The 13,252-nt window shown below is 64.3% G+C and carries 11 protein-coding genes and 1 tRNA gene; 7 read left to right on the forward strand and 5 right to left on the reverse strand.

All coding sequences use genetic code 11. The annotated features are described in order from the left end of the window. Nucleotides 1-77: 77 nt before the first annotated feature. Together FXB41_RS28780 and glmS are read right to left on the reverse strand one after the other, a co-directional pair. Nucleotides 78-848 (reverse strand): DUF502 domain-containing protein, encoded by a 771-nt coding sequence (locus FXB41_RS28780; RefSeq protein ID WP_007590844.1) that lies wholly within the window; start codon nt 846-848, stop codon nt 78-80. An 88-nt stretch (nt 849-936) separates the two neighbouring features. Next, entirely contained in the window at nt 937-2,763 is a 1,827-nt protein-coding gene (glmS, locus tag FXB41_RS28785; protein ID WP_007590830.1) for a glutamine--fructose-6-phosphate transaminase (isomerizing), read from the reverse strand. Nucleotides 2,764-2,982: 219 nt separating this feature from the next. Here glmS and FXB41_RS28790 point away from each other — a divergent pair, with 219 nt between their 5' ends. Then, on the forward strand, nt 2,983-3,201 hold the full coding sequence (locus tag FXB41_RS28790) for a hypothetical protein (protein WP_219684135.1): 219 nt from the start codon (nt 2,983-2,985) through the stop codon (nt 3,199-3,201). Nucleotides 3,202-3,207: 6 nt separating this feature from the next. Here the strand turns inward: FXB41_RS28790 and glmU are convergent, their stop codons facing one another. Next, nucleotides 3,208-4,563: a bifunctional UDP-N-acetylglucosamine diphosphorylase/glucosamine-1-phosphate N-acetyltransferase GlmU gene (gene glmU / locus FXB41_RS28795; protein ID WP_219684137.1), complete on the reverse strand. Its 1,356-nt coding sequence runs from the start codon at nt 4,561-4,563 to the stop codon at nt 3,208-3,210. 172 nt (nt 4,564-4,735) lie between these two features. Between glmU and FXB41_RS28800 the strand changes: the two genes are divergently transcribed. Beyond that, on the forward strand, nt 4,736-6,091 hold the full coding sequence (locus FXB41_RS28800) for a hypothetical protein (protein WP_219684139.1): 1,356 nt from the start codon (nt 4,736-4,738) through the stop codon (nt 6,089-6,091). Nucleotides 6,092-6,201: 110 nt separating this feature from the next. Continuing rightward, the gene (locus tag FXB41_RS28805) at nt 6,202-6,582 is read left to right on the forward strand and encodes a hypothetical protein (RefSeq protein WP_007590823.1); all 381 of its coding nucleotides are present in this window, start codon (nt 6,202-6,204) and stop codon (nt 6,580-6,582) included. Here FXB41_RS28805 and FXB41_RS28810 read toward each other — a convergent pair. Continuing rightward, nucleotides 6,542-8,101, reverse strand: a complete 1,560-nt coding sequence (locus FXB41_RS28810) for a glycoside hydrolase family 17 protein (protein ID WP_007590821.1) — start codon at nt 8,099-8,101, stop codon at nt 6,542-6,544. The genes FXB41_RS28805 and FXB41_RS28810 overlap by 41 nt on opposite strands. A gap of 330 nt (nt 8,102-8,431) precedes the next feature. Here FXB41_RS28810 and FXB41_RS28815 point away from each other — a divergent pair, with 330 nt between their 5' ends. Together FXB41_RS28815 and FXB41_RS28820 are read left to right on the forward strand one after the other, a co-directional pair. Continuing rightward, nucleotides 8,432-9,022, forward strand: a complete 591-nt coding sequence (locus FXB41_RS28815; protein ID WP_007590816.1) for a hypothetical protein — start codon at nt 8,432-8,434, stop codon at nt 9,020-9,022. A gap of 213 nt (nt 9,023-9,235) precedes the next feature. After that, entirely contained in the window at nt 9,236-11,911 is a 2,676-nt protein-coding gene (locus tag FXB41_RS28820) for a glycosyltransferase (RefSeq protein ID WP_219684140.1), read from the forward strand. A 179-nt stretch (nt 11,912-12,090) separates the two neighbouring features. Here the strand turns inward: FXB41_RS28820 and FXB41_RS41570 are convergent, their stop codons facing one another. Continuing rightward, nucleotides 12,091-12,225, reverse strand: coding sequence for a hypothetical protein (locus FXB41_RS41570; protein WP_256375789.1), 135 nt, complete (start codon nt 12,223-12,225; stop codon nt 12,091-12,093). Between the two features lie 2 nt (nt 12,226-12,227). On the opposite strand from FXB41_RS41570, the gene FXB41_RS28825 reads away from it, so the two are divergent. Beyond that, nucleotides 12,228-12,303, forward strand: a tRNA-Lys gene (locus FXB41_RS28825). Nucleotides 12,304-12,493: 190 nt separating this feature from the next. Further along, entirely contained in the window at nt 12,494-13,024 is a 531-nt protein-coding gene (locus FXB41_RS28830; RefSeq protein ID WP_157158530.1) for a hypothetical protein, read from the forward strand. The last annotated feature ends 228 nt before the right edge of the window (nt 13,025-13,252 follow it).

The following is a 13,252-nucleotide window of genomic DNA, read 5'->3' on the forward strand; positions in this document are numbered from 1 at the left end:
CGTCCACAGATGAGTACACGCCCTGGCAGGGATGCGAACGCCCGCGTGAACGGCGGCCATCTCGCAAAGGAATGGCCCTACTCCACCTTCGCAGGCTGGGGCTGGAGCGCCGAGGCGTTGGCAATACGCGCGGCATTCGCCATGCCCGCCAGCGCCGCTGCCTTCTTCGAATCGGGCGCCGAGCCGGGCTGCACCACGCCGGCCGACATGATCAGCGTCGCGGCGTCCTCGGTGCTCATGTCGACCTCGACGATCTTGCTCTTGGGCACGTAGAAGAAGAAGCCCGTCGTCGGGTTAGGCGAGCAAGGCAGGAACACCGAGACGTGCTCCTCCTGACCCGGCAGGCTGCGGGAGACGTCCTCGTTCGGCGCTTGCGAGATCAGCACGATCGACCACATGCCCGGCGAGGGAAACTCGACCAGGCCGACCTTGCGGAAGCTCGAGCCCTTGCCCGAGAACAGCGTCTCGAACACCTGCTTCAGGCCGCGGTAGATGGCGCGCACCGCCGGAATGCGGCCGAGGAAGGTCTCGCCGACATCGACCAGTGTCCGGCCGATCAGATTGGCGGCGAGGAAGCCGACCAGCGTCAACGTGAAAAATGCGACGATCAGCCCCCAGCCGGGAATGACGTACGGCATGTAGGTTTCAGGCCGATAGGCCAGCGGCACGAACGGTCGCACCACGCCATCAACCCAGGTGACGAACCACCAAACCAGATAAAAGGTGATCGCAACCGGTCCCGTCACCACGAGACCGGTGAGGAAATAATTGCGGAAGCGGCCTATCAGGCCTGTATGCGGCTCCGGCACGGGATCAAGAGGCGCTGGCGCGTCGTCACGGGGGTTCATTCGGGTTCCAGGTCGGTCGCTTCGTTCAAGCTAGGTTCTTCTAGCAGGTTTTGGAAGACCACGAAGCGTTCCGGCCCGACCCTTCTGCCTATTCCACGGTCACGGATTTCGCGAGATTGCGCGGCTGGTCGACGTCGGTCCCCATGATGACCGCCGTATGATAGGCGAGCAGCTGAACGGGGACGGCATAGACCATCGGCGTGAACGCCGCCGCCATATCAGGCATGACGATCGTGACGAGGGACTCGACGGTCGCCTCCGCCGCGCCTTTTGCGTCGGTCATCAGGATGATCTTGCCGCCGCGGGCGGCGACCTCCTGCATGTTGGAAACAGTCTTTTCGAACACCCGGTCGTAGGGCGCGATGACCACGACCGGCATGGTCTCGTCGATCAACGCGATCGGGCCGTGCTTGAGCTCGCCGGCGGCATAGCCCTCGGCGTGGATGTAGGAGATCTCCTTCAGCTTCAGCGCGCCTTCGAGCGCGAGCGGGAAGCTGGTGCCGCGACCGAGATAGAGCACGTCACGCGATTTCGCGATCTCGCGCGCGAGCTTCTCGATCTGGAGCTCGGTGGTCAGCGCATCCGACATCAAACGCGGGACCTCGACGAGCCCGTGGACGAGCTTGGTCTCGTCCTCGTCGGACAGTTCGCCGCGGGCCTTGCCGGCCGCGATCGCAAGATTTGCCAGCACCATGAGCTGGCAGGTGAAGGCCTTGGTCGAGGCGACGCCGATCTCGGGGCCGGCCAGCGTTGGCAGCACGGTTTCGCTCTCGCGCGCGATCGTCGAGGTCGGCACGTTGACGACGGCCACCGTGTGCACGCCTTCGGCCTTGGCGTAGCGCAGCGCGGCCAGGGTGTCGGCGGTTTCGCCCGACTGCGAAATGAAGATGGCGAGATCTCCCTTGCGCAACGGCGCCTCGCGGTAGCGGAATTCGGAGGCGACATCGACCTCGACCGGCACGCGCGCGAAACGCTCGAACCAGTATTTTGCGACGAACCCGGCGTAGCTCGCGGTGCCGCAGGCCGTGATGTTGATGCGCTGGATGTTCTTGAAGTCGAACGGCAGCTTGACCGGCAGGGAGACCCGCTCGGTCGCCATGTCGACATAGCGTGCCAGCGTGTGGCCGACCACTTCCGGCTGCTCGTGGATCTCCTTGGCCATGAAGTGGCGGTAATTGGCCTTGTCGACCAGCGAGGTCGAGGCGGCGTGCTTGGTCTTCTCGCGCTGGACGGCGTGGCCGTCCTTGTCGAAGATCGCAGCGCTCGTATGGGTCAGCACGACCCAGTCGCCGTCCTCGAGATAGCTGATCGTGTCGGTGAACGGCCCAAGCGCGATGGCGTCGGAGCCGAGATACATCTCGCCGTCACCATAGCCGATCGCGAGCGGCGGACCGTTGCGGGCGCCGATCATCAAATCGTCCTCGCCGGCGAAGATGAAGCCGAGCGCGAACGCGCCGCGCAGACGCGCCAGCGTCAATTTCACCGCTTCCACCGGCTTGTTGCCGCGCGTGAGCAGATCGTCGACGAGATGCAGCACGATCTCGGTGTCGGTCTGGGTGTGGAACACCGTGCCTTTCGTCTCGAGCTCCTCGCGCAGCTCGCGGAAATTCTCGATGATGCCGTTGTGAACGACGGCGACACGCTCGGTCGCATGCGGATGGGCATTGTTGACGGTCGGCTTGCCGTGGGTGGCCCAGCGGGTGTGACCGATTCCGGTCGTGCCCTTGAGCGGCTCGGCTTCCAGCCGCTTCTCCAGATTCTTCAGCTTGCCCTCGGCGCGGCGGCGCTCGAGATGCTTGCCTTCGAGCGTGGCGACGCCTGCGGAATCATAGCCGCGATATTCAAGACGTTTGAGCGAATCCACCAATTGCTCTGCAACCGGCTCGCGCCCGAGAATGCCGACAATCCCGCACATGCGGATCAATATCCCCCAAATCGTCGAAAAATCGCCTAAACGACGCGCTCGGTTTTTAGCGAAGTTCCTAAGGAACCAGATACTCAATAATTATTGCTGATTGAGACAGCACCGACGGCAACGAGCCTCGCCTGCGTCGAACTGGCTGGGCCTTAAACCGCGCGCGTTAACTAGTTGTCAACGAATTTGGCCAACCCTTGCGTACCAGGGAGACAGGCCATGAAAGGCTCATCCGACCGCAAAAGTCGGTCATCGATGTCGGTGCGCGCCAGCGAGACCACCGGCACGCACCTTGCGCACTGGCCGCCGCCCCAGCGCGGCAAGGAAAGCAAGCCCGTCATCATCAAGCACGTCGCCGGCGAGCCGGCAAAGCGTGCCAAGCCGCGCGGCTGGCGCCTGACGCGGGCGATCTTCTCGGAATTTGCCGACGACGAATAGCGGCGCTCATTTCGCCGGCTTGTTCCCTCGCGTCTTCATCTCGCGATAGCGCGCCGCACCACCTTCGCGGATGGTCTGCGGACTGCGCTCCAGCGCCATGGCGTCATCAGGCACGTCGCGCGTGATCACCGAGCCCGAGCCGATATAGGCGCCGTTGCCGATGGTCACCGGCGCGACCAGCGAGGAGTTGGTGCCGACGAAGGCGCCCTGCCCGATGATCGTCTTGTGCTTCTTGAAGCCGTCGTAGTTGCAGGTGATGGTGCCGGCGCCGATGTTGGAATTGGCGCCGATGGTGGCGTCGCCGATGTAGGAGAGATGGTTGACCTTGACGCCGGCCTCCAGCGTCGCGGCCTTGGTCTCCACGAAATTGCCGATGCGCGCGCCGTCGCCGAGCGAGGTGCCGGGCCGCAGCCGCGCATAGGGGCCGATGGAGACCTTCTTGCCGAGCGTGGTCTCGACGATGTGCGAGAAGGAATGGACCACCGTGCCGTCGCCGATCGAAACGCCGGGCCCGATCACCACGAAGGGTTCGATCGTCACGTCCTTGCCGAACACGGTATCCGCGGCGAGATAGACGGTTTCGGGCGCGATCAGCGTGACGCCGGCCTCCATAGCCGCTTTCCGCAACCGCGCCTGCATCACGCTTTCGGCCTCGGCGAGCTGCGCCTTGGTGTTGATGCCGCGCACTTCGTCCTCGCTGGTTTCGATCACCACGGCATCCCATCCCTGTTCGCTGACAATGCCGACCACATCGGTCAGATAATATTCGCCCTTGGAGTTCGCATTGCCGATCTTGTCGAGGATGGCGAGCGCGCGGCGGCCGTCGATCGCCATGACCCCGGCATTGCAGAGGTCGATCCTGCGCTCCTCGGCGCTGGCATCGGCCTGCTCGCGGATCGCGACCAGGCGGTCGCCCTCGACGATGAAGCGGCCATAGCCGGTGGGATCGGCGGCGCGGAAGCCGAGCGCCGCAATCGCCGCGCCTTTGGCCAGCGGCGCGCGCAGCCGCGCAAAGGTCTCGGCCGAGATCAGCGGCGTGTCGCCGAACGCAATCAGCAAATCATCCACGCCCCGCGCAATGGCATCGCGCGCCGCCAGCACCGCATGTGCGGTGCCGAGCCGTTCCTGTTGCACGAAGGTGAGCGCGTCGGGGCGGATGCGCTTTGCTTCGTCCGCCACCGCCTGATGGTCGGGTCCGATCACGACCGCGAGCGAGGTGCCGGTTCCCCTGGGCGCCGCGGCGAGCACGTGGGCGAGCAGGCTCTGGTGCGCGACCGGATGCAGCACTTTCGGCAGGTGTGAGCGCATACGCGTGCCTTCGCCGGCGGCGAGCACGATCGTGAGGCTGGAACGGGCGGTCATCGAAATCCTGTCAATCGGCCGAATCAATCGGCGCCAGCGGCGACGGCCGCCCTCATGAGCTATCGCCTTGCTACCCCCGCAAACGCCCGGAGTTCAAGTGCGACACGCTTTTCCTGTTAATGTTCCCTGATTGATTCGGGGAAGCCGGACAGGGGTTGGGCACTTAACGTTCATGGCAAAGGATTCCGACCCACTGGCGGATGCCTTCGGCGCCAAGGAGACCGGCGGGCTGTTCTCCGGACTTGTGGCCGAGGAGAGTTCGTTCGATCGCGGCATGATGTGGCGGCTGGGCTCATGGGGCGTGGCGGCCGTCGGCGCCGTGGTGATTGCCGTGTTCGCCAACCAGGCCCAGCTCGGCTGGCGGCGCGACCAGGTCGCGTCCGCCGATCTCGCGCGCCAGGCCGACCGGCTCCAGATCCTGACCAAGGAGAGCCAGAACGAGGCCCGCCGGCTCGCCTCCGCCATCGAGACGCTGAACACCGATCGCGACCGGCTCTATTCGCGCGTCACCGTGCTGGAGCAAGGGCTCGATTCCGTCACCGGCGCCATCGCCAAGCAGACGACAACGCCGCCGCAGGCATCCGTCGCGAAGCCGCAGGACGCGCCAGCTTTGATCGGGCCGCCGGCGCCCGGCATCGCGCCGGTCGCCTCGACACCAGCTCCGGCCAACGACAAGCCGCGCACCGAGGCCGCAAGGGAGCCGTCGAGCCCGGCGCCACAGAGCGCAGCGGCGGCCTCGCTGGTCGCGCAGTTGCCGGCGACAAATTCGGCACTGCCGATGCTTCCGTTGGTCCCGTCCAAATCGATCATGGCGCCGCCCGATCCGGCCGCCCCGAAACTGGTTCAGCCCGAATCCACTGAGAAGACCACTGAGAAGATCGCTGAGAAGGCTGCCGAGAAGAAGCCCGATCCGGCGCCCGCGCCCATCGAAGTCGCCGCTGCACCCACCAAGCCGCCGGAGGCTGCCGAAAGCGAGGCTCCCGCGATCGCGGTCCAGCAGACGCGCTTTGCGATTGATCTCGGTGGCGCCAACTCGCTCGACGGACTGCGCGCTCTGTGGCGCGGGCTCACCAAATCCAATCCCGAGATCGCAGCGCTGCGGCCGATCATCATGATCAAGGAAGGCAACACCGGCCTCGGCATGCAGCTCCGCCTCGGTGCCGGCCCGCTGATCAATGCAGCGGCTGCGGCAAAACTCTGCGCCGGCCTCGCCGAGAACGACCGCCACTGCGAGACCACCGTGTTCGACGGCCAGCGGCTGTCGATGCGCGGCGGCCAGGAAAAACAAGAGAAGACTCAGGATCGAGTTCAGGAGAAGAACTCCGACAAGACCCAGGACTCGGTGCCGCAAGCCGAGACCGCGCCCGCGCCCGCCGCCAAGCCCGACAAGCATCGCCGCAGCTATTCCTCGAAACGCTCGTCGAAGCGCGAGGAACCCGCGCCTGCTCCTGCGGCGCCGCCGGCCGCACAGCCGAAGCCGGAGACGGCGTCGGCGGGATCGACGCTGTCGTCGTTCTTCAGAAGATAGCTTACCTCGCGGCAATTCATCAGCTCAATGGGTGACGGATCTCACGCAGGGCGCGAGAAACTTGCGCCTTCCCTGTTGCCCGTCCGCGCCATCCCGACCATATTGCCGCCATGACAAAAAAGCCCTTCCGCCTCACGCCCTACCAGGTGCAGTTCCTGATCGTCGTCGGCTTCGCATCCGTCGGCTATGCGCTCTATCTGCGCTACCTCGGAATCGAAAACTCGCAGGTCGGTCTCGCCTGCGACGCCGGGCTTCAGACCCTGATCTGCAAGGCGCGCTCGGTCTCGACCGTGCTGTTCAAGAATTCGGTATTCGGCATCGTCGCGCTGGTGGTGGCCACGCTGAACCTGATGCGGCCGTCGATCGTGCTGCTCACCGTCGGCATCATCGCCGCCGGTCTCGGCATCGTGCTCTACAATGTCGTGCTGTCGGGCCTGGCGATCGGCCTGTTCATTCTTGGATTTGCTCGGCCCGCGCCCGCCACAGCGTGAGCGCGAACAAGAGATACATCGCGCAGGTCCACAGCGACTGCCAATTGTCGCGGCCCTCGTTGAAGAGCACATAGGCCGCCGACAGCGTCAGCACGCCGGCGAAGACCGATTCCGCGATCGGACGCTGGCCAATCTGCGGCCGGTTCAGCATCAACAGCGCGAACGGCACCACCGCCATCGTCAGCGAGGCGTAGGGGAAGTCGTGGTAGCGCGGGTCGAACACGAAGCCGAGCGCGGTCTGCGCCGCGATCACCGCGGCCACCGCCAGCGTCAGACCCAGCACGGCGGTGAGCTTCGACCATTTCCGGCCCTCGCGCGGACCGAGCAGATCGAGGAAGGTCGGAAGGCTGCGGCCGATCACCATCGCCTGCGCGCAGAAGATCGGCGACAGGATGCCGGCCGCGAGCAGCGTGCCCCAGAGCAGCCAGCCGCCGATGCCGTAGCTCTCGTAGTACATCTTGTCGGCGCCGATCCCGAGCAGGATGCCTGCCGAGGTCGCCGAGATCGCCACACCGAGCCAAGCCGAGAAACGCGGCGTCCAGGGCCTGCGCCGCAACGTCAGGCCGGCCACCGCGAACACCAGCACGCAGAGGCCCATGCCGGCGCCCATGTACCATTTCCAGTAAGGGAAATTGCTGATCGGCTGGCCCGGCGGATATTTCAGGTTCCGGCGCACCGAGTCATAGAGGCCCCAATAGCCGCCGACGGTGCCTTCCAGCTTGCGCTTCCAAGGCTGGTCGTAGGACTCGATCAGATTGACGCGGAATTTCTGCGCTTTCGCCAGACTCAGGATCTCGGAGACGACGCGCGCCTGGTTGGTGCGCGAAGGCAGCGCGCCCTCGCGCATGCGCCCTTCGCTCGGCCAGCCGGTTTCACCGATCAGGATCTCCTTGCCGGGAAATGCGACCGCCATGCGCTCGCGGATCTGTTCGACATGGGAGGCGGCAAACTTCGCCTTGACCGGGAAGTCCTCCCAATAGGGAAGGATGTGGATCGTGACGAAGTCGACGGCGTCATAGATCTCGCGATTCCTGAGCCAGAACTCCCAGACATCGGCATAGGTGACGGGCACGCTGACCTGCGCCTTCACCGAGCGGATGATGGAGACGAGGTCCGCGGTCGTCATCTCGCCGCGCAGCAGCACTTCGTTGCCGACGATGATGCTGGTGATGGTTCCGGGGAAATCCTTGGAAAGGCGAATGGCGAGCGCGGCCTGCTCGAAATTCTTGGTGCGGTTGCTGGAGAGCCAGATCCCCTGGAGCACTTTCAGTCCACCGATCCGGGCCGCGATCGCCGGCACCTGGTCGAGCCCGTTCTCCATCGAATAGGTGCGGACGCAGTCGGTGATCTCCTTGAGCTGGCGCAGGTCCTGCTCAATCTGGTCGGCCTCGATATGGGTCCACGCGTTCAGCGGCGACTGCTCGCCGCGGAACGGCGCGTAGGAGACGCACTGGACCTTGTCGGCGGGATCGATCGGGGCGCGCGCGAGCGAGATCGGCGTGGCAAGCCACCACCACACGGCAGCGATCGCACCCAGTGAAACGAGCAGAAGCGCCAGTGGCGTACGAAGAGAAATCGGTTCCGTCCTCCGCGAAGGGCAGTCGATTACCTGCTAGCACGCCGTCTGCCAAGGGGGTGACTCCGTTATGGATACATCCCTCCCCTGAGGAATTTACCTGCGGCCGTTCGACCGAGGCCTAGGATCGTGACTTTGCTGGACAAAATTCCAGATTCAGGCCATGGACTCGGGAGGACTTTTCCGCCGCATTGGAGACCCATTTGGACGCCATCACGCAGGCGCGTCCGCGAAGGTCCTGACGCGGACGGTCAGTGATATATTGGGGAATTCATGCGGCAACGGGTGTTCGAGTTACGAAATGCGGTCCTGCGGCAGCTCGCCGCCACCTTGGCCGTTTCTTCCCTTGTCATCCTGATGGGTATCGGCGCGGCCTCCGCCCAGAGCGGCACGCCCGCCCCCGACCAGAGCAAGGCAGCCGCCCAGCCCGCCGACGCGGCCAAGGATGCCGCCCAGAACCAGCGCCGCACCGACGAGTTCGCCGAAGCAGCCCAAGTCATCAGCGGCCCGGCCGGCAACCCCGAATGCGTCTGGCTCGGCCGGCGCGTGGTGCGGCTGATGTGGCGGGATGACCTCGATACCGCATTCCGCCATCTCGACTTGTACGACCGCTTCGGCTGCCCCGGCGGCCATATCCAGGCCGCGTTCCGCTGCCTGACCCGCTTCGGCGGCCAGATCGATCCCAAAGTCGCCGAGACCCTGGACAGCCGTGTGCACGCTTGCTGGATCAACCCGGCGTCGCAGCCGCAGCAGGCGGCGGCCGCAGCCTCCCAGCCGGCCGCGCCGGCATCGGGCAATGCGCAGCCGCAGCCGGCCGCGAGCCCCTCGCCGGCGGCAAGCCCGTCACCGGCGCCCCCGAAATAGCCGCGATTGTTTCAGCCTCCGTTCAGGAACGATCGGCGATAGAGGCAATTGGCACTGCTGCGAATTTGAAATGTGCATGCCCTCATACGGTCATGAGGCGATGACAGTTGTGAAACCGCGCGGCAGAGGTATGCTCCATTTGCCGCGGACTTGGTCGGATCTCGGGGTCGGATCCGCTTCCCTGCCCCCTCAGCCCCTTTTGGTTTAGCCGCGATGCGGGTTGTCGCCGCCGTTCTGTTGCTTGTGTCCGCGCTCCACGCCGGCCTCTGGGGGGTCTTGCGTGACAAGGAACCCGCGCCCGACTTCAAGGGCTTGCTGCCCAGCGTCTCCTATGCGCCGTTCGAGGGCTCGGCTCACCCCGATATCGACAACATTCCGACGGTGGAGAAAATCCGCGCCGACCTGAAGACGCTGTCGACGATGACGCGCGCGATCCGTCTCTATTCGTCCACGGGCGGCGTGGAACTGGTGCCGCCGATCGCGGCCGAGTTCGGCCTCAAGGTCACCGTCGGCGCCTGGATCGACAAGGACAAGGATCGCAACGAGCGCGAGATCAAGGCCGCCATCGAGCTCGCCCGCAAGAACAGCAACGTCAACGGCGTCGTCGTCGGCAACGAGGTGATCTACCGCGGCGAGCAGAAGGTCGAAGACCTCATCGAGATGATCAAGAAGGTCAAGGGCGCGGTCCGCGTGCCCGTCACGACCGGTGAAATCTGGAACATCTGGCGCGACAATCCCGACCTCGGCTCCAATGTCGACTTCATCGCCGCCCACGTGCTGCCCTACTGGGAGAACTTCCGCTCGGACCAGGCGGTCGACCAGGCCGTCGACCGCTACAATCTGTTGCGCAACCTGTTCCCCGGCAAGCGCATCGTGATCGCCGAATTTGGCTGGCCGAGCGCGGGTTACAATTTGCGCAACGCCGACCCCGGTCCGTTCCAGCAGGCACTGACCTTGCGCAACTTCGTCAGCCGCGCCGACGCCATCGGCATGGAATACAACATTGTCGAAGCCATCGATCAGCCCTGGAAATACTTCGAAGGCGGCGTCGGTCCGTACTGGGGCATCCTCAACGCCAGCCGCGAGCCGAAATTCGCATGGACCGGGCCGGTGGAGAATCCCGACTATTGGAAGCTGATGGGTGTGGCGCTCCTGGTCGGTATCCTGCTGTCGCTGCCGATCCTGCGGCTGCAGCAGCCGACGGCGAAGCAGGCGTTCCTGCTGTCGGCCACCGCCAACGGCGTCGGCGCCTGGGCCGCCACCGTGTTCGCGTTCTGGAACGGGCACTATTTCATCTTCGGCTCGGCCTTCGCGCTCACGCTCGGCATGATCCTGCTTGTTCCCCTTGTGCTGATCGCGATGGCGCGCATCGACGAGATCGCCGCCGTCGCCTTCGGCCGGCCGCCGCAGCGCCTGCTCGCGAAGGACAAGCCAGTCGAGAACGTACCGGAGAATTACTTTCCAAAAGTCTCGATCCACATCCCCGCTTATTTCGAGCCGGTCGAGATGCTCAAGCAGACGCTCGATGCGCTGTCGCGGCTGAACTATCCAAACTACGAATGCGTCGTCATCATCAACAACACGCCGGACCCTGCGTTCTGGCAGCCGATCCAGGATCATTGCCGCGCGCTCGGTGAACGCTTCAAGTTCATCAACGCCGAGAAGGTGCAGGGCTTCAAGGCCGGTGCGCTGCGCATCGCGATGGACCGCACCGCCGTCGACGCCGAGATCATCGGCATCCTCGATGCCGACTACGTCGTCGATCCCGACTGGCTGAAGGACCTCGTGCCGGCGTTCGCCGATCCCAGTGTCGGCCTGGTGCAGGCGCCGCAGGAACATCGCGACGGCGATCTGTCGATCATGCACTACATCATGAACGGCGAATATGCCGGCTTCTTCGACATCGGCATGGTCCAGCGCAACGAGACCAACGCCATCATCGTGCACGGCACGATGTGCCTGATCCGCCGCGCCGCGATGGACATGGCCGGCGGCTGGTCGTCCGACACGATCTGCGAGGACAGCGACCTCGGCCTTTCGATTCAGCAGTTCGGCTGGACCACGCACTACACCAACCACCGCTACGGCCAGGGCCTGCTGCCCGACACCTACGAGGCCTTCAAGAAGCAGCGTCACCGCTGGGCCTATGGCGGTCTCCAGATCGTCAAGAAGCACTGGCGGAACTTCCTGCCGGGACGGAGCCGGCTGACGCCCGACCAGAAGCGCGAATATGGCCTCGGCTGGCTGAACTGGCTGGGTGCCGAAAGCCTCGGCGTGGTCGTGGCACTGCTCAACCTCGTCTGGGTGCCGATCGTCGCCTTCGCCGACATCGCCATTCCCGACAAGATCCTGACGCTGCCGATCATCGGCGCCTTCATCGTCTCGCTCGCGCACTTCTTGTCGATGTACCGCGCGCGCGTCGCGATCAAGCCCGGCCAGATGCTGGGTGCGATGATCGCCGCGATGAGCGTGCAGTGGACAGTGTCCCGCGCCGTCGCGCAGGGACTGATCACCGAGCACATCGCGTTCGCGCGCACCTCCAAGGGCGGCCTGTCCAGGATGTCGATCGAGTTCCAGGCGTTCTGGGAGGCCGTGATCGGCGCCCTGCTCCTGATCGGCGCCGGCGTGCTGGTGGCCTCCAACAGCTATCGCCAGATCACCGAGATCTACATCTTCGCTGGCGTACTGGTGCTGCAGAGCCTGCCGTTCCTGGCTGCGGTCGCCATCGCCATCCTCGAGCTCAGCCGCATCAACTCGTTCCAGTTCTGGCGCGACAGCGCGATCCGCACCGCCGAGCTGATCGGCCTGCGCCCGGTCGCGCTGCCGACCCCCGCCGGCACGCCGCAGCAAGTGCCGGTGCCGAGCGAGGTCCGGCGGGAAGCGAACTGACGGGGCTCCGAACGCGGCATCCGGCCCATGGGCGGACGTCGCGGGTTCTTCGGCGTGGATGGCGGCCCGCCATCTCGGTTGAAAATCCCGGCTCAAGCATTGGAAACGGCGAGCGAATTCCCGCTGTTGCCTTCAACTTCGGCAGCCACCCGAGCTATTGACCTCCGCGCCCCATCCCCCTACACAGCGCGGGCCGAAAGCATGATCCGGAAACAGCCGGTTTTTCCGCAACGCTTGCGTCGATGTGGCGGCAAGACATGCTTTTCCAAATGACCGAAGACGATGGCGATCTCTTCAAAGCCATCAGCGGCCATGGGAGCGCGTAGCTCAGCCGGTAGAGCACGTGACTTTTAATCACGGGGTCCTGGGTTCGAGCCCCAGCGCGCTCACCAACAGATACTCCGCTTTAAAATTTTCGGTTTTATCGGAGCCTTGCTCATGCGGGGCGCATTCCGGGCCACTTGGACCCTTTTGCCGCCATAGGAAAATAGGGCTGCCGAGCACGTGCAGCGTGCGCCTCCATCGTGCCACTATCGACTCCTTGATTCGGAGTGAGTCTAGATGGCGAGTAGAAGCGTCGAGTTGGCCGTGTTCTGGCTGCCGCTCCTTGCGGGTATCCTACTTAGCGGGATTGCCGGCAGTGCTTGGTACGGCGGCGACAAAATTCCAGCAATTTGGATCGCTTTCTTCGGAGTGGTCTGTCTATTGCTGACCGCTGCTCTCCAAATACAAAACTTCGCGTATGCCAACCTGCTGCAACCAGAAATCGATATCGAAGCACCGACCCAACGAACAATTTTGACGTGGAATCCGCCTACCAGCTTTTTCATCAACTCCCGTCCCGAGAACAAAGCGCCGCCCGGAAGAGACAGCTCCGAGTCCCCGGCGATCATTTTCGAGAACAGGAGCAACGTCATCGGGCAGGACGCGTCCAATGTTGCGCCCGCTCAGCTCAATCAGCGCGTCGACACGATCTGGCGAATAGCCGGTGCGTCCGCGCTCAAAATTGGTCGTGAAGGCGCACATCTGATCTTCCAGCACCGCGAACCCGCCAACGTGATAAACCTGCACTTAGGAAACGTGCGGCGGGGGCGGTGGTTGGTTCTTGCCTGAACCACGCCAATTCATAGCGTTTAGCTCCTTTTAGCCGCCGGCAGTCAATGTCCAGCCATCACGCTCATTGCGTATCAGCTTTTGCTGTTCGAGCTTCTGCGCCAGACGGTACACGTCCAATTTCCGATAGTCCCCGGTACTCCACCGGACATGCGCAGCCGTCTAAAGGGAACTACCCTGCCGGCTTTTGGACCATTTCGGATGACGCGCAGCAAGGAGCGGGGCAGC

Source organism: Bradyrhizobium canariense (genome assembly GCF_019402665.1).
Lineage (GTDB): Bacteria > Pseudomonadota > Alphaproteobacteria > Rhizobiales > Xanthobacteraceae > Bradyrhizobium > Bradyrhizobium canariense.

Coding starts and splice junctions, on each gene's coding strand:
- FXB41_RS28780 (WP_007590844.1), bottom strand. CDS start 848: ATGAACCCCCGTGACGACGCGCCAGCGCCTCTTGATCCCGTGCCGGAG.
- glmS (WP_007590830.1), bottom strand. CDS start 2,763: ATGTGCGGGATTGTCGGCATTCTCGGGCGCGAGCCGGTTGCAGAGCAA.
- FXB41_RS28790 (WP_219684135.1), top strand. CDS start 2,983: ATGAAAGGCTCATCCGACCGCAAAAGTCGGTCATCGATGTCGGTGCGC.
- glmU (WP_219684137.1), bottom strand. CDS start 4,563: ATGACCGCCCGTTCCAGCCTCACGATCGTGCTCGCCGCCGGCGAAGGC.
- FXB41_RS28800 (WP_219684139.1), top strand. CDS start 4,736: ATGGCAAAGGATTCCGACCCACTGGCGGATGCCTTCGGCGCCAAGGAG.
- FXB41_RS28805 (WP_007590823.1), top strand. CDS start 6,202: ATGACAAAAAAGCCCTTCCGCCTCACGCCCTACCAGGTGCAGTTCCTG.
- FXB41_RS28815 (WP_007590816.1), top strand. CDS start 8,432: ATGCGGCAACGGGTGTTCGAGTTACGAAATGCGGTCCTGCGGCAGCTC.
- FXB41_RS28820 (WP_219684140.1), top strand. CDS start 9,236: ATGCGGGTTGTCGCCGCCGTTCTGTTGCTTGTGTCCGCGCTCCACGCC.
- FXB41_RS41570 (WP_256375789.1), bottom strand. CDS start 12,225: ATGGCCGCTGATGGCTTTGAAGAGATCGCCATCGTCTTCGGTCATTTG.